The organism is Anaerostipes sp. (assembly GCF_018381315.1).
Lineage (GTDB): Bacteria > Bacillota > Clostridia > Lachnospirales > Lachnospiraceae > Anaerostipes.
The window spans coordinates 85289-111832 of sequence record NZ_JAGZSD010000008.1 but is presented as its reverse complement, the minus strand read 5'-3'; the positions used below and the strand labels follow the sequence as shown (position 1 = coordinate 111832).

At 40.6% G+C, this 26544-nt stretch carries 18 protein-coding genes and 1 other RNA gene; 15 read left to right on the top strand and 4 right to left on the bottom strand.

All coding sequences use genetic code 11. The features are described from left to right. Positions 1–20: 20 nt before the first annotated feature. The 12 genes from KH180_RS08520 to KH180_RS08465 all read left to right on the top strand — a co-directional run bounded on the left by KH180_RS08520 (position 21) and on the right by KH180_RS08465 (position 18207). Positions 21–1694 carry a Na/Pi cotransporter family protein gene (locus tag KH180_RS08520; RefSeq protein ID WP_290759173.1) on the top strand — a complete coding sequence of 558 codons (1674 nt, stop codon included), beginning with the start codon at positions 21–23 and terminating at the stop codon, positions 1692–1694. Positions 1695–1864: 170 nt separating this feature from the next. Next, positions 1865–2881 carry a type I glyceraldehyde-3-phosphate dehydrogenase gene (gap, locus tag KH180_RS08515; RefSeq protein WP_039946056.1) on the top strand — a complete coding sequence of 339 codons (1017 nt, stop codon included), beginning with the start codon at positions 1865–1867 and terminating at the stop codon, positions 2879–2881. Between the two features lie 155 nt (positions 2882–3036). Then, positions 3037–4233, top strand: coding sequence for a phosphoglycerate kinase (locus KH180_RS08510; RefSeq protein WP_290759165.1), 1197 nt, complete (start codon positions 3037–3039; stop codon positions 4231–4233). Positions 4234–4271: 38 nt separating this feature from the next. Continuing rightward, on the top strand, positions 4272–5021 hold the full coding sequence (tpiA, locus tag KH180_RS08505; RefSeq protein ID WP_290759267.1) for a triose-phosphate isomerase: 750 nt from the start codon (positions 4272–4274) through the stop codon (positions 5019–5021). Between the two features lie 143 nt (positions 5022–5164). Then, the gene (locus KH180_RS08500) at positions 5165–8281 is read left to right on the top strand and encodes a hypothetical protein (protein WP_290759163.1); all 3117 of its coding nucleotides are present in this window, start codon (positions 5165–5167) and stop codon (positions 8279–8281) included. A 116-nt stretch (positions 8282–8397) separates the two neighbouring features. Next, positions 8398–9939 carry a 2,3-bisphosphoglycerate-independent phosphoglycerate mutase gene (gpmI, locus tag KH180_RS08495; protein ID WP_290759160.1) on the top strand — a complete coding sequence of 514 codons (1542 nt, stop codon included), beginning with the start codon at positions 8398–8400 and terminating at the stop codon, positions 9937–9939. A gap of 125 nt (positions 9940–10064) precedes the next feature. Then, complete coding sequence (eno, locus tag KH180_RS08490; protein WP_290759158.1) at positions 10065–11360, top strand: phosphopyruvate hydratase; 1296 nt, start codon at positions 10065–10067, stop codon at positions 11358–11360. A gap of 57 nt (positions 11361–11417) precedes the next feature. Next, positions 11418–14303 (top strand): hypothetical protein, encoded by a 2886-nt coding sequence (locus KH180_RS08485; RefSeq protein WP_290759156.1) that lies wholly within the window; start codon positions 11418–11420, stop codon positions 14301–14303. Positions 14304–14384: 81 nt separating this feature from the next. Next, positions 14385–14621: a preprotein translocase subunit SecG gene (gene secG, locus KH180_RS08480; RefSeq protein ID WP_290759153.1), complete on the top strand. Its 237-nt coding sequence runs from the start codon at positions 14385–14387 to the stop codon at positions 14619–14621. Positions 14622–14886: 265 nt separating this feature from the next. Next, entirely contained in the window at positions 14887–17058 is a 2172-nt protein-coding gene (gene rnr / locus KH180_RS08475) for a ribonuclease R (protein WP_290759150.1), read from the top strand. After that, complete coding sequence (smpB, locus tag KH180_RS08470; protein WP_290759147.1) at positions 17021–17491, top strand: SsrA-binding protein SmpB; 471 nt, start codon at positions 17021–17023, stop codon at positions 17489–17491. Before rnr ends, smpB begins: the two co-directional genes overlap by 38 nt. Positions 17492–17550: 59 nt before the next feature. Beyond that, complete coding sequence (locus KH180_RS08465) at positions 17551–18207, top strand: glycoside hydrolase family 25 protein (RefSeq protein ID WP_290759145.1); 657 nt, start codon at positions 17551–17553, stop codon at positions 18205–18207. Positions 18208–18258: 51 nt separating this feature from the next. Here the strand turns inward: KH180_RS08465 and KH180_RS08460 are convergent, their stop codons facing one another. Beyond that, a complete protein-coding gene (locus KH180_RS08460; protein WP_290759142.1) occupies positions 18259–19050 on the bottom strand; it encodes a Cof-type HAD-IIB family hydrolase in 792 nt (263 codons plus the stop codon). Between the two features lie 112 nt (positions 19051–19162). On the opposite strand from KH180_RS08460, the gene KH180_RS08455 reads away from it, so the two are divergent. The 3 genes from KH180_RS08455 (at position 19163) to ssrA (ending at position 23361) form a co-directional block, all read left to right on the top strand. After that, on the top strand, positions 19163–20470 hold the full coding sequence (locus KH180_RS08455; RefSeq protein ID WP_290759140.1) for an ABC transporter substrate-binding protein: 1308 nt from the start codon (positions 19163–19165) through the stop codon (positions 20468–20470). 24 nt (positions 20471–20494) lie between these two features. Further along, positions 20495–22948 carry a hybrid sensor histidine kinase/response regulator gene (locus tag KH180_RS08450; RefSeq protein WP_290759136.1) on the top strand — a complete coding sequence of 818 codons (2454 nt, stop codon included), beginning with the start codon at positions 20495–20497 and terminating at the stop codon, positions 22946–22948. A gap of 65 nt (positions 22949–23013) precedes the next feature. Then, positions 23014–23361, top strand: a transfer-messenger RNA (tmRNA) gene (gene ssrA / locus KH180_RS08445). A gap of 234 nt (positions 23362–23595) precedes the next feature. Here ssrA and KH180_RS08440 read toward each other — a convergent pair. From KH180_RS08440 to KH180_RS08430, 3 genes are all read right to left on the bottom strand, one after another. Beyond that, entirely contained in the window at positions 23596–24528 is a 933-nt protein-coding gene (locus KH180_RS08440) for an Ltp family lipoprotein (RefSeq protein WP_290759134.1), read from the bottom strand. A 141-nt stretch (positions 24529–24669) separates the two neighbouring features. Next, on the bottom strand, positions 24670–25365 hold the full coding sequence (locus KH180_RS08435) for a hypothetical protein (protein WP_290759132.1): 696 nt from the start codon (positions 25363–25365) through the stop codon (positions 24670–24672). 26 nt (positions 25366–25391) lie between these two features. Further along, positions 25392–26438, bottom strand: a complete 1047-nt coding sequence (locus KH180_RS08430; protein WP_290759128.1) for an Ltp family lipoprotein — start codon at positions 26436–26438, stop codon at positions 25392–25394. Between the last annotated feature and the right edge of the window lie 106 nt (positions 26439–26544).

The window sequence follows — 26544 nt, the reverse complement described above, 5'->3', positions numbered from 1 at the left end:
AATACAGGAGGAAAAAAAGAATGAGTACATTAGATCATATAGGGAACCTATTTGCCTTTGCCGGCGGACTGGGTATGTTTCTCTATGGAATGAATGTGATGGCAGATGGACTGCAGAAGACAGCCGGAAATAAAATGAGGCAGCTTTTGGGGTATCTGACCAACAACCGCTTTTTAGGAGTTTTAGTGGGAGCTTTGGTCACAGCCATCATCCAGAGCAGTTCGGCAACAACTGTCATGGTCGTAGGTTTTGTAAATGCCGGGATCATGAATCTTACCCAGGCAGCAGGCGTAATCATGGGAGCAAACGTCGGAACCACGATCACCGCATGGCTTGTATCAGCCAACGAATGGGCAGGAGCATTAAAACCGGAGTTTTTCGCACCTTTGATTCTTGCTATCGGTGCATTTATTGTAACTTTTTCAAATAAACAGAAACTAAACCAGAAAGCAGAGATTGCCGTTGGTTTTGGTGTACTATTCATTGGACTTTCCTTTATGTCCAGTTCGATCGGAGTTTATCAGAGCAGCCCGATCTTTGCAAAAGCATTTGAGATCCTTGGCGGGAATCCTATTCTGGGTATTATGGTTGGTGCCGTAGTTACTGCCGTGATTCAGAGTTCTTCTGCATCTGTAGGTATTCTGCAGACACTTGCCATGAAGGGGATTGTAAACTGGCGTTCGGCCGTTTTTATCACTCTCGGGCAGAATATCGGTACATGTATTACCGCCCTTTTATCCAGTGCAGGGGCTAACAAGACGGCAAAACGGGCCGCAGTGATCCATTTATCCTTTAATATTATCGGGGCCGGCATTTATGGTATTATCATGACAATCTTCTTTGGGGTGTTTGATAATATGGCAATGCAGCATATTACGAGTACGGAGATATCTATTTTCCACTCTATCTTTAATGTGTCCGTTACAGTGCTGTTATTCCCATTTGCCAATGTTTTGGTAAAACTGTCAGGATTGATCATCCACGAGGAACCGGAAGACGAGGAAGACGAAGAAGTAGAGGAAATGGTACTCCGTCATCTGGATCCGCGTATTTTAGAGACACCTTCTTTTGCAGTGGAAAATGCTGTGAAGGAAGTAGTGCGCATGGGTGATATCGTGCTGAAGAATATGAAACGGGTTACAAAAGAGGCCGTGAATCAGCAGCCCAGTGAAAAGCAGCTGGACAAAGTGTTCAGAGATGAGAAGGTTATCAACCATCTGGAAACTATGATTACAGGATACCTTGTAAAAATCAGCAACCTGGCGCTGACTGAAAAGCAGAGCAAGATTGTTACAGATTTATTTTACACAATATCCGATATTGAGAGAGCCGGCGATCATGTCGAAAATATTGCTGAATTTATGCAGATGAAGCATGATGATAAAATTGCGTTTTCAGACCTGGCTAAGGACGAATTGCACAAAATGACGGCTCAGGTTATTAAAACTTTTGACTATGCTATCCGTGCCATTGAAAATGACGATGTGGAAATTGCGAAGCAGGCCCTGGAGGGTGAGGAAGAAGTTGACCGGATGGAAAAGCAGTACCGGAAACAGCACATTGAACGGCTGGAACGGGAATCCTGCATACCTGAGGCAGGTGTAATCTACATTGACATGATGACAAGCCTGGAGCGTATTTCAGACTATGCAGACAATATTGCCAATTATATCATCGATGAAAATGAAAAATAAAAGAATTTAGTAATCTTGTACAAAGGTATGATTTTGTATACATGAGAGAAATGCCAAAATAGACTTGATATTTTTGGACATATTGTTTAAAATAAAAAGGAAGTTTGTCAATAGATTGACAATTGACAGACAACATTAAATTATTCATTCAAGACTTAGGAGGAATTGAGATGGCAGTAAAAGTAGCGATTAATGGATTTGGACGTATTGGACGTCTTGCATTCAGACAGATGTTCGGAGCTGAAGGTTATGAAGTTGTAGCAATCAACGATTTAACAAATCCTAAGATGTTAGCACACTTATTAAAGTATGATTCTGCACAGGGAAGATATGCATTAGGTGACAAGGTAGAAGCAAAAGAATCTTCAATCGTTGTAGACGGAAAAGAAATCGAAATCTATGCAGAAGCAGACGCAACAAAACTTCCTTGGGGAGAATTAGATGTTGATGTTGTATTAGAATGTACAGGATTCTACACATCTAAAGACAAAGCATCTGCACACGTTCAGGCAGGAGCTAAAAAAGTTGTTATTTCTGCGCCAGCTGGAAACGATCTTCCAACTATCGTATACAATGTAAACCACGACACACTGACAAAAGAAGACACAGTCATCTCAGCAGCATCTTGTACAACAAACTGCTTAGCACCTATGGCTGATGCACTTAACAAATATGCAGCAATCCAGTCTGGTATCATGTTAACTGTACATGCTTACACAGGAGATCAGATGACTCTTGACGGACCTCAGAGAAAAGGTGATTTAAGAAGAGCACGTGCAGCTGCAGTCAATATCGTTCCTAACTCTACAGGAGCTGCAAAAGCTATCGGATTAGTTATCCCTGAATTAAACGGAAAATTAATCGGATCTGCTCAGCGTGTACCGGTTCCGACAGGATCTACAACACTTTTAACAGCAGTTGTTAAGGGTGACAATGTAACTGTTGAAGGAATCAACGCAGCTATGAAAGCAGCAGCTACAGAGTCTTTCGGATACACAGAAGAAGAATTAGTATCTTCTGACATCATCGGAATCAAATATGGTTCTTTATTCGATGCAACTCAGACAATGGTTACTGAAGTTGGCGACGGATTATATGAAGTTCAGGTTGTATCTTGGTATGACAATGAAAATTCATACACAAGCCAGATGGTAAGAACAATCAAATACTTTGCAGAATTAGCATAAGCTGCCCTGCAGGCGGACGTGCTTTGCATGACAATGTAAAAGACTCAAACGGGTCCGGTCTTTTTGGACCGGATCCGTTTTTATTGTAATTGGACAGGCATCCGGCAGGATGGACATTTTATTTGATCCTATAAGAAATCCCAGGAGGAAAGAACATGTTAAACAAAAAATCAGTAGATGATATCAACGTAAAAGGAAAGAAAGTTTTAGTCCGCTGTGACTTCAACGTTCCGCTTCAGGACGGAAAGATCACAGATGAGAACCGTCTGGTGGCAGCACTTCCTACATTAAAGAAGTTAATTGCTGACGGCGGAAAGCTGATTCTCTGCTCTCATTTAGGAAAACCAAAAGGAGAGCCAAAACCGGAATTATCTCTTGCACCTGTAGCAGCCCGCCTGAGCGAATTGTTGGGACAGGAAGTAAAGTTTGCTGCAGATGACAATGTTGTAGGACCGAATGCAAAGGCAGCAGCAGAGGCAATGCAGGACGGAGATGTTATTTTACTCCAGAACACACGCTATAGAGCAGAAGAGACAAAGAACGGGGAAGAGTTCAGCAAGGAGCTTGCAAGTCTCTGTGATATCTTTGTAAATGATGCTTTTGGAACCGCCCACAGAGCACACTGCTCCAATGTAGGTGTTACCCAGTTTGTAGATACTGCAGTTGTAGGATACTTAATGCAGAAAGAGATTGATTTCTTGGGAAATGCAGTAAACAATCCGGAACGTCCAATGGTAGCGATCTTAGGAGGAGCAAAGGTTTCATCTAAGATTTCTGTCATCAATAACCTGTTAGACAAAGTTGACACGCTGATCATCGGCGGAGGTATGGCATATACTTTCATGAAAGCTTTGGGAGAAGAAGTCGGAGATTCTTTATTGGAAGCTGACTACCTTGATTATGCCAAAGAAATGATGGACAAAGCCAAAGAAAAAGGTGTGGACCTTCTGATTCCTGTGGACACTGTTGTAGCAGATGATTTTTCTAATGATGCAAATACAAAGGTTGTAGAAAGAGGACAGATTGAAGCTGGATGGCAGGGACTTGACATCGGACCGAAAACACAGAAATTATTTGCAGATGCAGTCAAAGGTGCAAAAACTGTTGTATGGAACGGACCTATGGGATGCTTTGAAATGTCAAACTTTGCAGCAGGTACAGTAGCAGTTGCTCAGGCTATGGCAGATCTTGAAGGTGCGACAACTATCATCGGCGGAGGAGATTCCGCAGCAGCTGTAAATCAGCTTGGATTCGGTGACAAGATGACTCATATTTCTACAGGCGGCGGAGCATCCCTGGAATTCCTGGAAGGAAAAGAACTTCCTGGTGTTGCAGCAGCAAATGACAAATAAGCACTTAACACTTATTGAAAGTAATCGGAGGATATACCATTATGCGTAAAACAATCGTAGCAGGAAACTGGAAAATGAACAAAACACCCAGCGAGACAGTAGCTTTAGTAAATGAGTTAAAGCCATTGGTAGCAAGCGAGATCTCAGATGTTGTCTTCTGTGTACCGGCAATCTGTATTCCGGCAGCACTTGAAGCGGCAAAGGGAAGCAATATCAGCATCGGTGCTGAAAACATGTACTTTGAGGAGAGCGGTGCTTACACAGGAGAGATCGCTCCAAATATGCTGACTGATTTAGGTGTAAAATATGTTATTATTGGACACTCTGAGAGAAGAGAATACTTTGCAGAGACAGATGAGACAGTAAATAAGAAAGTTTTAAAAGCATTTGAGCACGGAATCACTCCAATCGTATGCTGCGGAGAAACTCTTGCACAGAGAGAGCAGGGAGTAACAATCGACTTTGTACGCCAGCAGATCAAGATTGCATTCCAGGGTGTTACTGCTGATCAGGCAAAAACTGCTGTAATCGCATATGAGCCAATCTGGGCTATCGGAACAGGAAAAGTTGCGACAACAGAACAGGCTCAGGAAGTTTGCAAAGCTATTCGTGAGTGTATCGCAGAAGTATACGATCAGGCAACTGCAGATGCAATCCGTATTCAGTACGGCGGTTCTGTATCTGCTGCAAGTGCACCGGAATTATTTGCACAGGATGACATCGACGGAGGATTAGTCGGCGGAGCTGCATTAAAACCAGACTTCGGTAAGATTGTAAACTACAAATAGTCTATATTTAAGCTGTAAATTTAAATTATACTGGATTTGAGCAATTAAATCATCTGTAGGAATACTCCATCTGCTCTTAGAGCAGATGGAGTATTCTTTAATTAAAGAAAAAGTTTATATAAGGGCAGAGGAGGAGAGAGAGAATGGGGAAAAAAGTTATCTGCATTTTGGTTTCGTTAATCATGATGTTCAGCAATGCTGTTATGACTGTCAGCTGGGCAAAAACATCAAATAGCAGTGTAAAGAAATCAGCAACTTGTTTTGCCGGAGGAGATGGTACAGCATCTAATCCATATCAAATTGAAACGCCAGATCAATTAAATGAGATCAGAAGTTATTTAGGAAATCACTTTATATTAAATGATGATATAGATTTAAGTACCAGTTATAAAACGGAAAATTGGACACCCATTGTTGATTTTTACGGGTCTATCGATGGCAACGGAAAGAAGATTAAAGGGTTAGTTGTAGACATGCCAACAAATGTTCAAACTAATGCTGGTTTTATTGCTAATTTCACTTCTAAAGATTTGTACTGTGGGATAAAAAATTTAAATTTTGAAAATGTTAGTGTAAAAGGTTTTTATGCCGGAGGGATCGTCGGTTTTTCAATGCGGCAAAGAGAAATCAGTGAAGGCCGCCGTATCATTAAAAATTGTACTGTAAGCGGAGAAGTGACAAGTGCTCAAAATAATAGTGCAGGTAACGGATATGCAGGAGGATTGGCGGCTAATCTGAATTTTACAGCAATTGAAAACTGTGAAGTCTCCAACATGAAAATTATCTGCGGACATGGCGGAGGAATAGCAGCAGAAATCTATTCATGCAGCGTACAAGATTCGAGTTTCAGCGGTACGTTAGAGTCTGCAGAAGGACAATATGCCAACTTAGGCGGAATATCCGGAGAGTGTGAAAGCACTGTTATAAAGGGATGCAATACAACAATTTCAGCCTCCGGAGGACAAAGTATGGGAGGCATCTGCGGTATGGCCCGCAGAAAGCTGGAGATTATTGGTTGCATAACAAATGGAACTCTTAGGAAAACAACATTTGCAGGAGGAATTATAGGATATACTGATGGGGTATCTTCAATCCAAGGATGTAAAAATAAAATTAATATTAGTGATTCAGAGTATGCCGGAGGAATAACAACCCACTTTTCAAAGGCCGGCTATACCAGTGAATGTTCTAATTATAATCTTTCAAAATGTGAAAATTATGGTACTATAAATGCTTCAAAAGATGCCGGAGGAATTTTAAATACTGCAGATTCTGAGGCGGATATAATTTCTTGTATAAATTATGGAACTGTCACAGGAGGGGAGTTAGCAGGCGGAATTATTTCAACCTCAAAAAAAGATAATTGGACAAGCAGAAATCCTAAAATTATTAACTGTGATAATTTTTCTCGGGTTGAGGGGACGAATGCAGGGGCGATTGCAGGAAGTGCAGAGAGCTCAGATGATGAAAGCAAGTTTTCTCATTGCGGATGGGCCCAGGGAGATTCAGCAACAGGAGAAGGTACTGCAAAAGGAACCTATAGGATTGGAGAAACGTCGAACAGCAAATTGATTAGCGGGGAAGTAAAGAGTTTAAATTCAAAATACCAAGGAGAGATTACCTTAGTTCCGATCTCATCTTCTGATAATAATGTTATTTCTGTTTCAGACAACAATAAATTACGTGCAAATAATGCAGGAAATGCAGATATTACTTATAATGTTACATTGAATAAAAATAATCAGCAGATTAAATATCAGCTTACACAGCAATATCAAGTTTTAGAAAAAGGAATTTTTTCGGAGGGAGACGGCAGTGCTGATTCTCCATATGTCATTAAAACAGAAGAAGATTTAAACAATATTTCACAAGATTTATATGCTAATTATATTATTAATAATGACATAGAAACTACAAAACCTTTTACCCCAATAGGAGACATTTCATCACCATTTATGGGAAATATAAATGGGAATACAAAGACTATAAAAAATCTGAGGATAACAAAATATACTGATTATGCGGGACTTGTTGGTTTTGGCCTTGATGCAAAAATTCAAAATCTTTCATTAGAAAATGCTTATATTTCCACAGGACAATATGCCGGAGGTATCGGCGGATACACTGTAAATAGTAATATTTCTGATATTGTTGTCAATGGAGAAATTACATCCACATCAGTAAGAGATAACTATTCTGGGCTTATTGTAGGTTATGCTATAAATGGTGAAATAAACAATGCCTGTGGACTGGGTGATGTAAAATCAGCTTATGCGGGTGTATTTGCAGGATATGCAAATACAGAGCTTAATAATTGTTATTGGTATGGCCAGGAGACAGAAGAGGGTATTGGTGAAGGAGAGGACAAGGGATTAGAGGAAATAGAATTAAACGTTGGCTCTCTAAATGTAGGAAATACAATAGATGACAGCAGTGATCAGATACAAATTCAGCAGAATGCCAGGGCAGCAGTATCTAAACCAGCGTTAAAAACGAATTTCAGACTGTATGGTAGTCCTAAAAGAATTCTGTTTGTGAAAAGTTATGACAACTCAAAACTTAAGATAGAGAATGGATTATTAAAACCTGTTTCTTCAGGAAAAGCCAAAGTAAATGTCAAGTTTGTTTATGAAAATGGGAAATCAGTAGCGGTTGATTATAAGTTAACTGTAGGAAAAGGGAACCAAAATATCATTGTAGCTGATGTATTCAATAAGAAGTATGAGGATAAAAGCTTTTCTTTAAATGCAAAGACAACTGGGGATGGCAGACTTTCATACAGTTCATCAAATACAAAGACAGCAGCAGTGGATTCTTCAGGTAAAGTTACAATAAAAAATTCAGGAACGGTCCTTTTAAAGATTCAGGCAGCGGAAACTTCTAAATATAAATCAGCTTCTAAAACTGTTAAATTGATAATTCAGCCTAAAAAAGCTGTTCAAACCAAGCCAAAGAAAAAAGTTGTAAAGAAGCCTAAGAAGGCGGTCCTTTTAAAACTTACTTCTCCAAAGAAGAAAATCTTGAAAATAACTTGGAAAAAGGATAAAGAAGTAAAAGGTTATCAAATATATGTTGCTAAAAATAAAAAATTTTCCAAGAGCAAGAAATACTTTGTGAAATCTTACAAAACAACTTCTAAGAAAGTTACAAAGCTTAGCAGAAAAAAATACTACTATGTTAAAATCAGAAGTTATAAACTGGATGGAAACAAAAAAGTTTATGGAAGCTTTAGTAAAGTAAAAAGAATTAAAATTAAGTAGCTGAGTAAATTATAGCGAATAGGGCATATTAGATAAGTTGAAATTAAACAAAAAAAACGTTATAATATTAACGGTATATTTAAGACAGCCAAAATGACAAGATAAAGGAGATAACAATGAGTAAAAAACCTACCGTTTTAATGATTTTAGATGGTTATGGATTAAATGATAAGAAAGAGGGCAATGCGATCGCAGCTGCAAATACTCCGGTTATGGACGGATTGATGGAAAACTGCCCGTTTGTTCCTGGCAATGCGTCCGGGATGGCAGTAGGTCTTCCGGAAGGACAGATGGGAAATTCAGAAGTAGGCCATCTGAACATGGGTGCAGGAAGGATCGTTTACCAGGAACTGACAAGGATCACAAAAGAAATTCAGGATGGGGATTTCTTTAAAAACGAAGCACTGCTTCAGGCAGTGGAAAACTGCAAAAAGAACGGCAGTGCGCTGCATGCAATGGGATTAGTATCCGACGGAGGGGTACATAGCCATAATACTCATCTGTACGGCCTGCTGGAGCTTGCAAAGAGAAATAATATTGAAAAAGTGTATGTACATGCCTTTTTGGACGGACGTGATACAGCTCCGACTTCTGGAAAAGGATTTGTAGAAGAATTGGAAGCAAAGATGAAAGAAATCGGCGTAGGTAAAGTTGCCACCGTTTCCGGGCGTTACTATGCCATGGACCGTGATAACCGCTGGGACCGCGTAGAGAAGGCTTACAAAGCGCTTGTCCTGGGAGAAGGAGTGATGAAAGACTCCGCTGTTGACGCCATTGCAGATTCTTACAAAGAGGAAGTCAATGATGAGTTCGTTCTGCCGACTGTCATTACAGAGAATGGAGAGCCGACTGCTACAATCAAAGAAAATGATTCTGTCGTATTCTTTAACTTCCGTCCGGACCGTGCAAGAGAGATCACAAGAGCAATCTGTGATGACAAGTTTGACAGCTTTGAGCGTCCAAACGGATACTTTAAGACAACCTATGTATGCTTTACAGAATATGATGCAACAATTCCGAATAAAATTGTATCGTTCCATAAAGTTGAAATCAAAAACACATTTGGGGAATTTTTAGCAAAAGAAGGGCTGAAACAGCTTCGTCTGGCTGAGACAGAGAAGTATGCACATGTAACTTTCTTCTTCAACGGAGGAGTAGAAGTTCCAAATGAAGGAGAAGAGAGAATTCTTGTAAAATCCCCTTCTGTGGCAACTTATGATCTGCAGCCGGAGATGAGCGCATTGGAAGTAGGAAGCAAACTTGTGGATGCTATTGAGTCTGACAAATATGATGTGATTATCATCAACTTTGCAAATCCTGATATGGTAGGCCACACCGGAATCTGCGATGCGGCTGTAAAAGCGATTGAGACTGTAGACGCATGTGTCGGCAGGGCAGTGGAAGCTATCAAAAAAGTAGATGGACAGATGTTTATCTGCGCTGACCACGGCAATGCAGAGCAGCTGGTAGATTATGAGACAGGAGCTCCGTTTACTGCTCATACAATCAATCAGGTACCGTTTATCTTAGTAAATTACAATGACGGTGTTAAGCTGAGAGAAGGCGGATGTTTGGCAGACATTGCACCAACACTTATTGAAATGATGGGACTTGAACAGCCGGAAGAAATGACCGGAAAGTCTTTACTAGTAAAATAATTTGATAATTGACAGAGAGCAGCGTGTTTTTTTGAGGCACACTGCTCTCTTTTTGTATTTCAATGTATGGATCTTCATCTATCTGGATAAAATACTACTAATTACTTGTAAAGGATGTGAATGTGTTGAAATATGGCTTATCAATAGAAGATGTTGTAGGAAGAGAAGTATTAGACTCCAGGGGAAACCCTACGGTGGAAGTGGAAGTTATGCTGTCAAACGGACATTTTGGAGCTGCATTAGTGCCGTCAGGTGCTTCTACAGGAAAGTTTGAGGCGCTGGAACTTCGTGACCGTGAAAAACGCTACGGGGGTCTGGGAGTAGAAACAGCGGTAAATCATGTGAATCACCGGATCGCGGACCGTCTGGTGGGAAAAAATGCACTCAATCAGATCGAGATTGATCAGATCATGATAGAGGCAGACGGAACTGAGAATAAGGAGAAATTCGGTGCAAATGCGATTCTCGGAGCATCTCTTGCCACTGCGAGAGCTGCTGCAAATGGACTGGGAATTCCGTTGTACCAGTATTTAGGAGGGAGTTTCGCATGTAAGCTTCCGGTACCGATGATGAATATTCTAAATGGGGGAAAACATGCGGACAATACAGTAGACTTTCAGGAGTTTATGATCGCACCGGTTGGAGCAGAGACCTTCAAAGAAGCACTAATGATGGGAACAGAAATTTACCATAAGCTGAAAAGTATCTTAAAGGAGAATCATCTGAGTACAGGTGTGGGGGATGAAGGCGGTTTTGCACCGAATCTGGAAAGTCCTGAAGCCGCACTGGATCTTTTGGTCAAAGCCATTGAAAATGCCGGTTACAAAGCAGGAGAACAGGTGATGATTGCTATGGACTGTGCTGCTTCAGAGATTTATGATGAAGATGAGGACGTGTACTACTTTCCGGGAGAAAGCAAAATGACCGGAAAGGAAATCCGAAGGAACTCTGAAGAGATGGTACAGTATTATGAACAGCTGGCAGAGCATTATCCTATTTTCTCCATTGAAGACGGATTAAACGAAGAAGATGCTCCAGGCTGGAAGGTACTCACCTACCGTCTGGGAGAAAAAATACTTCTGGTTGGCGATGATTTATTTGTTACAAATAAAAAAAGATTAATGGACGGTATTGAGAATGATATGGCAAACAGTATTCTAATCAAGCCGAACCAGATCGGGACACTGACAGAAACTCTGGATGCTATCGAAACTGCCAAAAGAGCAGGATATAAAACGATTATCTCCCATCGGTCAGGGGAAACAGAAGATACAACCATTGCGGACATTGCAGTGGCTACAAACAGCGGACTGATCAAGACAGGTGCCCCCTGCCGTTCTGACCGGACAGCAAAATACAACCGCCTGCTGAGAATTGAAGAAGAATTAGGGTCCTGCAGGAGATATGGATTGTACTTGTAGAGATACAGTGATATAATCAAGAAAAAAGCAGTATTTCATTGTCAGGAGGGGATGGGGATGAATCATATTAAGAAAGTGATATTATGGATTATGGCAGTCTGCATCTTCTTTGCATGGAGTATTTCGGTAAACGGGGAACAGACTTTAAAACAGGCAGGGCAGCGGTGCAACGTTGTCCTGTTTGTTCAGTTCCCGGAAGATGAGAAAGAGGATTATTTTAACAGTCATCAGGAATCACTGAGTTATGACGGGAACTCAGAGCTATTGGCAGGATTTGATGCATATGAGCGTATTCTGAATGGCAAAGGAGAAAAAAACCGCACCTCGCTGGCGACCTACATAGATGCCATTTCAGAAGGCAAATTAAATATTAAGAATTTATTTTCCCAGTATAGAGGCGAAAAGATTATTCCTATTACAATGGATCACAATGCTGATTATTATGACAGTTATTCTGGAGAAGTACAGTTTTTGGACGAGACGATCCGAAAGGCAAAAAATGTAATAAGTCCTTCAGCAGAAGTGGATCTGGACGGGGATCAGGTTGTTGATAACTTGATGATTTTTGTTCATTATAAAGGAGATTCCGATCAGACAACATTATTTTATCCGCACAAAGCGGACAGCCCGGGGAACTGGGATATAAATGGAAAACATGTAGGGCATTATGTGCTGATCAATACAGGAGATCTTTGGGCTTCATTTCAAAAACAGGGTGTAGTCTGCCATGAATTTTTGCACACTCTCGGACTTCCGGACTTATACCGAAATCAGTCTGTGGAAGGAATTATAAGTTATCCTGTGCAGGTGTGGGATATTATGGGCGGTTCTTCTGAGTTTCTGCAGTATCCGCTGAGCTGGCAGAGGAAGCAGCTGGGCTGGATTGATCTTTCGGAGCAAAATCAGTCAGGGACATATACACTGTATGCTCCGGGAACAAAAGGAAGAGATTATTCCTTTGTGATAAAAAGTCCTATGTCAGATACGGAATTTTTTGTAGTAGAGTATAGAAAACAGGGAAAACAGAGATCTGAAGAACTGGATACCCATATACCTGGAAGCGGATTAATTATTTATCGGGTGGACACTACGAAGGAAGAATATGGAAACATTGGGGGAGATGATTATCTGTATGTATTCCGGCCGGGGAACAAAGACAATCTGTCAGAGTCGTTTTTATCTGAAAATGCAGGAAGAACAAGTTTTGGCACTTCTGACTGGTCAAAAGGAATCAAGGATAATGCGATTACATACTCTGATGGAAGAAACAGCGGAATTGTTATTGATCAGGTGGGGAATGCAGAGGAGTCTATTTCCTTCCGGCTGACATTTCCGGATTATGATGCACTTGCATTATGGAACAGAATCTATACTGGGGAAGATAAAGGCGAATATGACATTGTTTCATCAGTAAACGGTGATGTTTATTTTGCAGCAGAAAGCCAGCAGGGAGTCGAGATCAGGAAGAGAACAGGAAAAGTATGGACAAAAGTAGGGGGTATGATTCAAAATGCGTGCCGGCCTAAACTTGTGGCTGTGGGGAGCGATATCTATGCTATATATTCAGAAAAGAAGGAATACAAAACCGTTTTCAGTAAATTTGAGAATGGTTCATGGACACAGATTTTTAAATCAGATGGGTATGGAAACGGAAAGATTGCTGCAGTGCCCTTTGATCATGGCTTTTATGCTGTATATGATGAAGGGGATAAACTGAAGGCGAAAAGGGTTGCAGACAAAGAAGTAACGGATATGGGAGATGCCGCTGATAAGCTGAAGGCAGTTGGCGAGCCGGGGATTGCTCTGTATCAGGGGGCTCCGGTACTGATCTTCCGGGACATTTTTGGGAGCAATATCCTTAAGGTGATGCGATATGTGGATGGAAGCTGGTCCCTGTTAAAAGAGATCAATACGGAGGCAAATTCGTTTGACTGCGTTGCCATTGACGGACGACTTTATATCAGCAGCACAGGTATGACAGGAACCTCATTGTATGAGTATGACGGAAAACTGTGGAGTAACATAGACATATCACAGCTTCCCGAGGGAAGTGGGTGTAAACTTTCTGTATATCAGGGGAATTTAGCAGTCGGAAGGCTGGAGGATGGGCAGACGACAGCAAAGCTTTATATCAGGAAAGAGGATGTCTGGACTCAGATTGGAAACTATATTACAAAATCTGCCGACGATTCAGAGTGCAGGTTTGCAGTATCCGGGGAAGCTGTCTATGGGGCTGTCAACTGCAGTAACGGACTGGGAATCTTTCTGAAGGGCGAAGAGTTTTCAGAATCAGGCAATACTGGAGATACTGCCACAGAATCAACAAATTCCACTGTATCGGGCAGTACAACTGCAAAGCCAACCCGGCCCACAACATCGGCCGGCACGGAAAGAACAGAAAAAAACACAGCTGTGAGTCCAAGTGTTTCAAAACCCAAACCAAAGAAAAAGATGACTTATCAAGTGGCAAGATATGCAAAAATCCAGGTGACATGGAAGAAATCAAAAGGGCGTTCCGGGTATGCCGTTTATGCAAGGGGAGGAAAGAAAGGGCCATTTAAAAAAGTAAAGACAGTAAAGAAAGCGGCGAAAACTACTGTTTTTCTAAAGCCTGGAAAGAAATATTATTTTAAAGTAAAGCCGTACCGGACAATGAAAAATAAAAAACGCCGATATGACAAAATGAAAAAAGCAAAGGGAAAGAATGCGGTTAATATCATTCAGATCACTTACTCAAATATCAGCGGCTATCAGGGATATGTGGTGGAAATGAAGACCGGGTCAGGAAGATATAAAAAAGTGAAGGAGACATCCAGGGGAGGAACGATCCGGTATGAGAAGAAAAAGATAAGCTTGAAGAAGAAATATCAGTTCCGTCTGAAAGGGTTTCGCAAAGTAAAAGGCAAACGGATATATACTCAGATTTCCGTTAAGAAAAGGTAAGATTTTAAGGCGTCCTTGCATTTTATGGAAAGGTGTGCTAGAATAATCAGCAGTGAGCAGAAACATTAGGAGGAAGAAGCAATGAAAACGGCATTAACAATATTGTTTTTAGTATCGTGTATTGTTCTAATTATATTAGTATTGATGCAAGAAGGAAAAGAAGCCGGATTGGGATCCCTGACAGGGTCAACGATCTCCGGTACGTATTGGAGCAAGAACAAAGGCCGTTCCAGAGAAGGCAGCATTATAAAAGCAACAACTGTATTTACAGTAATCTTTTTTTTGACAGCGGCTCTTCTTTGTTCCAGATTTCTTTAGAATGGAAACACTTCTTAAAGCAGATAATGTTTAAGAAGTGTTTTTTTATTCCATAGGAAAGAGCGCCCTATGAAATAAAAAAGCCCTGCGGGCAGGATGCGCACAAATGCATAAAGAAATTATTTGCCTCCAGCAAATTGCATTTGGCGCGCAAAGTGTACAAGCCCTTCAAAGAATGAGAGGTTGGGGGAACTGAGGTGGGCATGCCCACTTTGGCCTTCCATAGGAAATTATATGATATTCTGCAGAAAGAAAAGGAAACATTATGGACAAGCAATTATTTAATCAAAGAAAAAAAAGAATCAGAGATCTGATTTATGATAAACATTATCAGCCTATGAAGCAAAAGGAAATTGGATATCTTTTGCAGGTAGAGCCGGAAGACCGCAAAGAGTTTACTCAGATTCTGGGGGAACTTGTGGATGAAGGGGTTGTGGAGGTTTCCAAAAGAGGCAAGTATCGCCCTGTTACTAAAAAGATGCTTACCGGAACCTTTGTATGTACCCAAAAGGGATTTGGATTTGTCTCGGTAGAAGGGGAAGACGATGATTTTTATATCGGTGAAAATGATATGAACGGAGCCTTTCATGAAGATACGGTTTTGATTGAGGTGACACAAGAGCAGGCAAAATCCGGCAGGAGAAAAGAAGCCAGAGTTATTAAGATCATTGAGCGGGGAATGAAGGAGATTGTAGGGACTTTTGAAAAAAACAAAAGCTATGGATTTGTCGTTCCTGATAATCAAAGATTTGACAGCGATATTTTTATTCCAAAAGAACAGTGCGGGAATCTTTCAGACGGATTCAAGGTTCTGGTAAAGATTACGGATTACGGGGATATAAGAAGAAGCCCTGAAGGCAGGATCATAGAAGTTCTGGGACACAGAGACGATCCGAGAGTGGACATTCTGTCGATTGTAAAGGCATACAATATTCCTACAGAGTTTGGGGAAGAAGTTATTCAGGAAGTGGAAAAAGTACCTTCTTCCGTGGAAAAAACAGCCCTGGACGGACGGATGGATCTGAGGGACTGGCAGACAGTAACCATTGACGGCGAGGATGCCAAGGATCTGGATGATGCCATAACCCTGACAAAAACGGACAGCGGATATCAGCTGGGTGTTCATATTGCAGATGTCTCTGAGTATGTGAAAGAACACTCTGCATTGGATAAGGAAGCGCTGAAAAGAGGAACTAGTGTATACTTGGTAGACCGGGTGATACCGATGCTGCCTCATCAGCTGTCTAATGGCATCTGTTCTCTCAATGCTGGAGCTGACCGCCTGGCATTAAGCTGTATTATGGATCTGGATGAAAAGGGGAATTTAAAAAGCCACCGCATAGCGGAAACTGTTATACATGTGGACGAGCGAATGACTTATACAAGTGTAGCGGCAGTGCTGGACGGAGATGAGGGAGAGCGTATACGATATAAAGATTTTGTTCAGATGTTTGAGCAGATGAAGGAACTGTCTGATATACTGAGGGAATTGAGACATGAACGGGGAAGTGTTGATTTTGATTTTCCTGAGTCAAAGATTGTCCTGAATGAAGACGGAAAAGCAGTGGATGTGATTCCTGCCAAAAGAAATGCAGCCACAAAAATAATAGAAGATTTTATGCTTTTGGCCAATGAGACAGTTGCTGAGAACTTTTACTGGCAGGAGACGCCATTTGTCTACCGGACTCATGACAATCCGGATGGGGAAAAGGTTCAGAAGCTGCGGACTTTTCTGGAGAATTTCGGGATTGTACTGAAACTGAAAAAGGATGAGATCCATCCGAAAGAGATACAAAAACTGCTGACGAAAGTGGAGGGGACGCCGGAGGAGGCTTTGATCAGCCGGCTTACGCTAAGGTCTATGAAGCAGGCCAGGTATACAACGGAGAGTTCAGGGCATTTCGGCCTGTCTACCCAATATTACTGCCATTTTACGTCCCCGATCCGAAGATACCCGGATCTTCAGATTCACAGGATCATAAAGGAAAGCCTGCGCGGAAAGCTTAATACGAAAAGAATCCGGCATTATGAATCAATACTTCCGAAGGTTTCTGAACAGTCTTCTAAAATGGAGCGCAGGGCAGATGAAGTAGAGAGAGAAGTAGAAAAGCTGAAAAAAGCCGAGTATATGGAACGTCATATCGGGCAGCAGTATAAAGGCGTCATCTCCGGAGTGACAGGATGGGGTATTTACGTGGAGCTTCCGAATACAATAGAAGGGATGGTCCATGTGTCCAAGCTTCCGGGAGATTATTATAATTATAATGAAATGTCATACTCTATGGTAGGGGAAAGAACAGGACGAACCTGGAAACTTGGACAGCCTGTAAAGATTTCAGTGACCGGAGTTGATAAAATTTTGAAAAATATTGATTTTGAGATTATCGAGGAGGATGAACATGGCGAAGACAGGCGGAACAAAGCTGATAGCGAATAATAAAAAGGCACGTCATGATTACTTTGTAGAAGAGACAGTGGAAGCAGGCATAGTGCTTTTTGGAACAGAAGTGAAGTCGATGAGACAGGGTCACTGCAGCATTAAAGAGGCTTTTATCAGTATTGAAAACGGAGAAATTTTTGTAAAGCAGATGCATGTCAGCCCTTATGAAAAGGGAAATATCTTTAACAAAGATCCATTAAGAGAGAGGAAGCTTCTGCTCCATGGCTCTGAGATCACAAGGCTGATGTCGGAGGTAAACAGAAAAGGCTATACGCTGATTCCGCTCCGGGTTTACTTTAAGGGCAGCCTGGTTAAGGTAGAGGTCGGACTGTGCCGCGGTAAAAAATTATATGATAAGCGTCAGGATATTGCAAAGAAAGACCAGAAAAGAGAAGCCCAGAGAGACTTTAAGGTCAGAAATTTAGGATAGGCAGCGGAACTTCCCGGTCCTTCCGGCATACTATAGTTACAAAAGGACAGGAGGAACGTATGCACAGAAGGAAAGGAATTGACGTTAGCTATGCCGACGGACGCATTGACTGGAGAAAGGTCAGGCAGGATGGCATTGAATTTGCCATGGTCAGGGCCGGGTTCGGCGATGGAAATATAGATCAGGAATTTGAGCGGAATGCAAGAGAGTGTAACCGTGAAAGAATTCCTCTTGGAATTTACTGGTTTAGTTATGCCTATACAAAGGAGATGGCCAGAAGAGAGGCCAAACAGTGTGTCGATATTATCAGAAAATACAGGGTTGAGTATCCGGTGGCTTTTGATTTTGAAGAAGATTCCATAGACTACGCAAGGGATCAGGGAGTTATTATAACGAAGGATCTGGCAACAGATTTTACAAGAGAGTTCTGCAATGAAATCAGAAGGTCCGGTTATAAGCCTATGTTTTATACAAATTTGTCTGATCTGGAAGATTATTTTGATATACGCCGGCTGAGAGAATATGAGCTGTGGCTTGCTAAATATCAGCATGTCCTCGGTGTTGAGGATGTTGACATGTGGCAGTATACCAGTGACGGGAGAGTAAGAGGTATCCGCAATGCCGTGGATATGGATTATAGTTTTAAAGATTATGATAAGAGAGATCCGTCGGAAAAGCACAGGCTTTGTCCGGAAATCAGAAAAGACGAAGAATAACAGATCCCCATTCTGGTACAGGCAAAATGCCTGGAACAGAATGGGGTGTTTTTATATCAGGCCGAATTTTTTCAGCCCGTATTCAATGCCGTCTTCCAGCAGGGGCAGAGTTTCATAGGCAGCCCGGCGTTTGACCTCATCCGGGCTGTTTCCCATAGCGATTCCGAAGGAGACGGCATCAAACATTTCCAGGTCATTTCTGCTGTCCCCGAATGCGTAGCTGTCTTCCCTGGTAAGCCCTAAATGGGATAATAAGATGTTGATGCCGGATGCCTTAGAATAACCGGCCGGCATAATTTCATTGTAGCAGTGTTCCGGATGAAGTATGACCTGAAATTCCGGCTGCAGTTCACGGACAAGTGCTTCAATATCGCTGTCTTCCTTTGGATAACCGGTGATTTTAGAAAAACGATAATCACAGGAAGAGAGAGGGCGAAGATTTTGTGCGTAGCTGTGTCGGATCCTTTTTACTGCGGCGCGGAAGCTGTCTCCTGCCTCAGCGTCATCCAGATAGACAAAGTCAGGGGATTCAATAAAAAAGTTTACCTTGGTTTTGTGAAGTACAGATACTGCATGTTTTCCGATCTGTTCAGGAAGCACGGCATTGTGCAGTTCTCTGCCGCCGAATTCTACATAGGTTCCGCAGCCGCCTATGATACCATGAAATCCCAGATCAAGGATCTTCTGTTTGATGATGCTTTTATTGCGGCCTGTACAGATTACTGCAAAGTGGCCGTTAGAAATCAGTTGTTTTATTGAACGTTCTGCACTTTCAGGTATGATGCCGGAACGGTCATGAAGTGTGCCGTCTATATCAAAAAATACAATTTTGGGACGTGTCATGGCTGGTTCTCCTTTTCCGTTTAAGATTGGTATTATTTTACCACATCCGGGTTTGGGCATGATATAATAATCTTTAAGAAAGCGGAGTTTTTCACGGGGAAGGAGCTGAGCCATGAAAAGAAGAAATGTTATAGCGGCATGTCTGCTGTTTGCGGCAGCATGTCTTTCAGGCTGCAGCCACAGCGGTTCAGGAAAGGCTGCGAAACCATCAGAAGCTCTTTATAAAAAGCCACAGTATGAATGGAAGAAGAAGGTCGGACAAACCTTAGTGCTTTGGTCTCAGGAGCCGGAGATGGAACGGGTGTATATGAAGAGGGCTGTTAAAAATTATGAAACTTCCACAGGCAGCCGAATAGAGATAAAATCTTTTCCAAAAGATAAATTTCAAAAAAAGATCAAGAATGCATTTTCAGGGAAAGAAAGCAGGCCGGATCTTTTGCTGACCTATGGAGGGACAAATATTGACAGTATTGATCCGGATGAAAATTTATATGATTTTACAAAAGCGGTCTGGGTGGATGATCTGACAGATACGTCGGTCAACCAGGCAGTCTATCATGGAAAAATTATAGGTCTCCCTCACTGGGAGGCATCTATTTCCGGAACCATTTACAATAAAACAATGTTTGATAAGCTTGGTTTAAAGGTTCCCAAAACCCAAAAAGAATTTATGGAAGTATGCAGGGTGCTGAAAAAGAATGGCATCACACCGCTGTACATGCCTTTTGAGGAGTCTTCCATGATGCTTTATCAGTTTCCTTTGGATACTATAGTGGATGATTCACAGATTCTTGAAAATTTGAATGCCCAAAAAGCCGGTTATCAGGATCTTCCGGAGATGGAAACTGTGCTTAAGTGGTATAAGACGATGGCGGAAAAAGGATACTTTGGGCAGAAGTTTACGGACAATACCTGGGACGGAATGAACAGTGCCATGAAAAGCGGAAAATACGGCATGATGCTTTGCTGGGATACATGGCTTTATACGGATTTTGACGGTGATCCGGAAGAGTTTGGAATTATGCCTGCTTTTATGGGTGCCCCGGAGCAGGGGACCTTTGAAGGGCCGAACCTTGCACTGATTACGGTGAACAAACACAGCACAAAGCTTTTGGAGGCCCTTAATTTTGTCACTTTTTTGGCAGATCCCTATAATTATAACAAAGCATTTGAGGGGATTTATACAGCACCGGTATTTAAAAATCAAATGGCAAGTATCTCTACACCGCAGTATATGCAGTCTGAGCGCTTGATTGACCGAAATTATCACGATTCCGCCGCATGGCTGAGGATCAAAGGGTTCTCTCAGACTGATGCCTTATGCATTCAGGAGTACATGGTTTCTGATGATATAACAGAAAAAGAGTGCCTGAAAAAGATGGAGAAACTGCGGAGACAGAGGATGAGACAGGATAGATAACGGTGACGGCAGGGAGAACGGCTTATGAAGAAAAACAAAATGAAGATTTCAGGTTTTAATAAAAAAGTAATCTGCTGTCTCTGCGGGGCTATTTTGGTGCTGACGGTGCTGTTTATTTCTGCTGTATTTTTTTATTTTCGCAGATTTGACCAAACACTCGAAAAAGAAAATAAGGCCCGCCTGTCAGAGACGGCACAGCAGATCACTTCACATGCACTGACGATTGTTGAGGATACCAAAACATCACTGGAGATATCGGCTGATGCACTGGCGTCCATTGAAGGGAAAACTAATAAGTTATCTTATCTTTCCGAGGTAAGAAAAAAGCCGGGAATCGCATTCATCGGATATGCAGACAAAGACGGGACTTTATGGACGCCTGATATGAAGCATCCGGATAATGTGTCCAGGGAACCATATTTCATTGATGCGTGCCGGGGCAAAACAGCGGTTACCGATGTACAGCGCAGAATCCTGGAAGACAAGGCTGTGTCAGGAATTACTTTTTGTATTCCGGTTGCCGGTGAATACGGACATACAGACGGCGCACTGATTGCAATGCTGGATATTAAGAAACTTCAGGATGCGCTCAGCATCAGCAGTTTTAACGGGAATGGATATGCTTATCTGATTGATGCCGGCGGAGAACTGATACTGCGGACAAAGAGCATGGATTATAATAATTATTTCAGGGTGCTTGAAAATGACGCTTTCAGCGGTGATTACAGTCTGGCAAAAGTAAAAGAGGATATAAAGCATCACAGAAAAGGAATGACACTTTACGAGCACTTGGGAATGGAACAGTATGCTTATTATCAGCCATTAGGCATGAATGACTGGACCATTGTAAATATTGTGTCTAAAGATACCGTGTCTGCAAATACTGCAGTTTTGACAAAGGAACTGGCAATGCTCAGTGTGTCCAGCGTGGCCGTTTTTGCTGTACTTTTAACTATGGTGGTGGTATCTCTTGCAGTTTCTAAAAACCAGCAGCATATAGCAGAAATGAAATCTGCTTTTTTGGCTAATATGAGCCATGAGATCCGGACACCGATGAATGCTGTTACAGGAGTCAGTGAACTCCTGCTGCGGGAAGAACTAAGTGCAAAGCAGAGGGAGTATGTGGAGACTATTGACCGTTCGTCCAGAAGCCTGCTCGTAATCATCAATGACATTCTGGATTATTCCAAGATTGAATCCGGAAAATTTACACTGATGGAGGAAGAATATAGTCTGCGAAGCCTGATTGCAGATATAACGGCTCTCACGGTTTTAAAAATCGGCGAAAAACCTGTGCACTTCTATGTGGACTTGGACAGACGGCTGCCGGCCCGCCTTTACGGAGATATCACACGGGTGAAGCAGATTATGGTGAATCTGCTGGGTAATGCTGTGAAATTTACTGAGAAGGGTTATATCTGTCTGCATCTGAGCTGCAGAATGGAACATGATAATTTTCAGCTGATGATAACAGTGGAGGATACCGGGACCGGAATCAGGAAGCAGGATATGCATCGTCTCTTTAACAGCTTTGAACAAATCGATACTCACTACAGCCACAGCAGTGAAGGCACCGGTCTGGGCCTTGCCATATCTAAGAATCTTGCAGAGATGATGGGCGGAGGTATCAGTGTTGAGAGTGTCTATGGAAAAGGTTCGTCTTTTTCAGCAGTTATCTGCCAGAGGCCTTTGGGAGATGAAAAGCTTGTTCATGTCAGATGGCCGCAGGGAGGTGTTCTGGCTGTATATGAGGCAAATAAGGATCTCTGTGTCCAGTACCAAAAGTCATTAGAGGAATACCGGATTCCTTGTCAGATTGAATCAGACCAGTTAAAATTTTTAGAGATGGTCAGCCGTGGAACTTATGAGTTTATTTTGGCGGATCAGGAAACATTGTCCATGATAGATCGTACAGATTTAAATCGGCCATATGAAAGCACGGTTCTTCTGCATCAGAAAGAAGATCCATATGGGTATGAAAAGCCGGCGGTTTATTCTCCGCTGTTTTGCTTAGGGCTGGAATTCCTGATGGATTCAGGGAAAAAGAATGTGTTCCGGACAGCCGGACAGTTTGATATTTCTATGGTGCATCCATTTCCGGAGGCAAAGATTTTGATTGTAGATGATAATCAGATTAATCTGGGAGTGGCAGAGGCCTTGATGGACCCGTATCAGATGCAGATTGACTGTGCAAGTTCCGGAAAAGAGGCTGTGCAGGCTGTGAAGAGATTTGGTTATGATTTGATTTTTTTAGATCATATGATGCCGGAAATGGACGGTATTGAAACATTAAAAGCCATCCGTGCTTTGCCGGACCCGAAAAATAATATTCCGGTGATTGCTTTAACGGCAAATGTGACAAAGGAAGCGCAGGAATTGTTTAAGAAGGAAGGTTTTGATGGTTTTATGCCAAAGCCTGTTGATATTCGGCTCTTAGATGAAATCCTGATGAAGTATTTATCATATGCCAAAGAATAAATGAATCTATTTCTTTTTATTGACTTTTTCACAAAAAAAGGGTTATACTATATAAGGAAATATTCGGGCTAGTACTGGTTTCGACAGGGATTCTGAAGCTCGGGAAGCCATTCGGAGAGACCACGTCACGGTGTAAACTTAAATTAAACGCAGATAATAAATTAGCGTACGCTGCAGCCTAAGGGCTTGCAGTAGTCTGTGGCAGGTCATCTACAGCCTGTCATTAGGCTTCAAATAATGTAGAACCCTCGTCTGCTTAAGCTTTGCGGCAGATGAAGTATTTATGAAGCTACTGAAGTGCTGATCCTGTCTCTGGGAGCAGCATAGAGGGAATGTCAGTACAGAGACTGTAATGGGAGATGCCTGAGGGGATGGGTTTTTGGACGCGGGTTCGATTCCCGCCTAGTCCATCGTAAGGAGCGCGTATTTACGTGCTCTTTTTGTTTTTCGTGCTGCATTTTTCACAAAATAATCATCAGTACTAATAAGTCCCTTTACGCCTTCTTAAAAATGAGCACAAAAATAACACCTATTGCCAGAACGGGTGCCAAAATGATATAATATGAATGTGAATTGTACTATATCATGGCATTTGTCTGGTAATAGTATCTTATGTGCCGTCCGGTTGCCGCCGGGCGGTTTTTTGATTATTTATAAGCTTTGTTTACTCCGTACCTTGCCTGCTTTGGCGTAAATCCTTCATATTCTAACTGTTCTATTAGACCGGATTTAGAGAAAGACTGGTTCTTTAGATATTGTTCAGCTTTTTTTACGGCTTGTTCTTTCCAATTTGCCCCACAATTATTCGCCGCATATTTTGCTTCTTTTTTTGTAAATCCTTCATATTCAAGCTGTTCAATTAATCCTGATTTTGAAAATGCCATGGTGTTAAGGTAGCTATAAGCTTTGCTTAGAGCATTTTCTTCTCCTGTAGTCGGTGTGTAGGCTTCTGTTGTGTCCTCGGTAGTGATTTCTTCGGTGGTAGGTTCAGTGGTTGTTGTAGGACTTTCAGTAGAAGATTCACTATTTTCTATTTCATCCAAACTGATGGAATGAGTTATTTTTTTAAAATATGAATCGTAGTTGCTATTTGGTAAAGATGTCATGCTTATTAATACATAACCGTTTTTACAATTAAAAATAATAGCCTTTACTTTAAAAGTTTCATTATTTGTATCCATATTGTAATAAAAACGCATTAAAGGAATTTTATTAATTTCAGTATATTCTGATTTAAAATCGTCCTTATAGTGATCAGATTTTTTTATACCACCTGCAAGTGATTCAAATATTGTATCATCTGTTACGTCACCTTCAAAATCAGAGTAGTTAACATATAACATACCATCTCCTGAACCAATTTCTTTTTTGTAATAGTATGCATCTGTTTCTGTGTTTGAATCACTAATTTTCCACTTCTTTGGTACTTTGTACTTTAATCCATAGGATGTTTCTATTTGTTTGTAATTTTCATACGGATCTTTGTCTTCATTATTTGCGGTGTTGACAGAACTTTTGCATCCTACTAATAACAACAACATCATTACTGTTAATATCGAAGTTAGTAATCTTTTTTTCATATGTATTTTTTCCTCTCTAAAGCATTTTTTATTGACACCATAACTTATATAATTCTTCATTATACCCTAACAGGCTTGCAAACTGTCTGGTTTTAATTTTTAATTTCTGTCCAGTTGCCGCCGGGCGGTTTTTGTTTTTTATTATTTGTTTGAATATGAATTATCATTAGCAATATTATAAATAATACTAAATCCTACGCTACCGTTTTTCATTTTGGCACCCGTTCCAACTAGCTGAGACGTTTTATATCTAGCATCTTTTGAAACGAAAAATGCTTTGTATATAAAACCTTCATAGTAAACACCGGCAATATCAGCTAAGTCAGAATTTTTTTCAACTGCCGAATCAGTTTTCTCTAATTTACCGATCGAACCTTTATCATTTTTGTCTTCCCTGACAAAGAAGAAATGCTCCTTAAACTTCTGTGTTTTTTCTAATTCTGAATATATTATCTCAAATTTTTCCTTATAGTCATTTTTGTTATTCGCAAAATAGTATAATTCAACGTCTTTTAATTTATCACTTTTAAATTTAAGTGATGCTGAGATATGAGACTTTTCTACCGTGCCTAACGAATCTATAACAATATCATCTAAGTAATATTCAGAATCATATCCTTCGCCAGGAAATGTTTTTTTTGTGTATCCGGCTTCTTCTATTTCCTCCCCAGTATATTTCCAATTTATAGATTTTATAAACGAATTTATACTGGAATATTCTTTTTTCAAAGGATCAATTTTTAATACTTTTTTCTTGTGATTGGACGCACATCCTGTCATTGAAAATGAAAATATTAAAACTAAAGTTGTAAATAAACAGAATATCTTTCTCTTCATAAAAAATCTCCTTGTAGTTGTTGTATTTATTTGTATGCTTTCTTCACACCATATCTCGCTTGTTTGCTTGTAAAACCTTCGTATTCAAGTTGTTCTATCAATCCGGATCTGGAAAATGATTGATTCCTCAAATACTGTTCAGCCTTCTTTGCAGCCTGTTCTTTCCAATTTGCCCCACAATTATCAACTGCGTATTTTGCTTCTTTTTTTGTAAATCCCTCATACTCTAGCTGTTCAATTAATCCTGATTTTGAAAATGCCATGGTGTTAAGATAACTATAAGCTTTATCTAATGCGTTTCTTTCACCTGCCGTAACCTGTTGCTCAGTAGTTTCCTCATCATCATAATAGTCATTTAAAGAAGTGTCATCGTCAGAATAATCTTCTTCGTAAGTTGTACTATTACCGTCACCATAATAGTTTTCTGTTGCTATTTCTGAATCGTTAGGGTCATTTTTGATTTTAAGATGTATATATGCATCATTATAATTTTCACTCAGTGTTCCGTCATTAAATGCTATATCAAGTAAGATTTTTTCAAAACTTGAATCTGATGGATTATAGTATGCTTCGATTACAATTTTATCTTTGCTTTCAATTTTATTTGTAATTAAAGTAGTTAAATCTTCATCATTACTTAATTTATCATAATTATAATCATCTTCTTCATTAGATATCTCATAATTTCGTATTTTTTGAGACGAAATAGAATAGTTTTGGCCCAATTCATCTATAATTTTACCTATAACTTCAATGGCTTCTTCTTTTGACTTTACTTCAAAATCTAGAACGGCATTGATGATTTCTTTACCTTTTTTTGTCTCATACGTAATTGAAACATTATCTGAAATACTTTCTATTTTTTCATCACTGCTATAATCATATCCTCTATGACTGAAAGAAGAATTTTTTAAATCATCACCTTCTAAATCCCAGTCCGTCAAATCATGTATATAAGAAAGTAAATCTTTATGACTTGCACCATCTCCGAACACGGTTTCATTTTTTCTGCAACTTGTCAGAATAATTAACGACAACGTCAAAAAAATAGCGATTAAAGTTCTTTTTTTCATAATTCCACCTCATTGTTAAAGCTATAAGCTACATCCCTCTTAAGTGTATTAATATCTTTGTTAAATACTGTCAAGCATCATCTTGTCGTAAATAATATATTTCCTT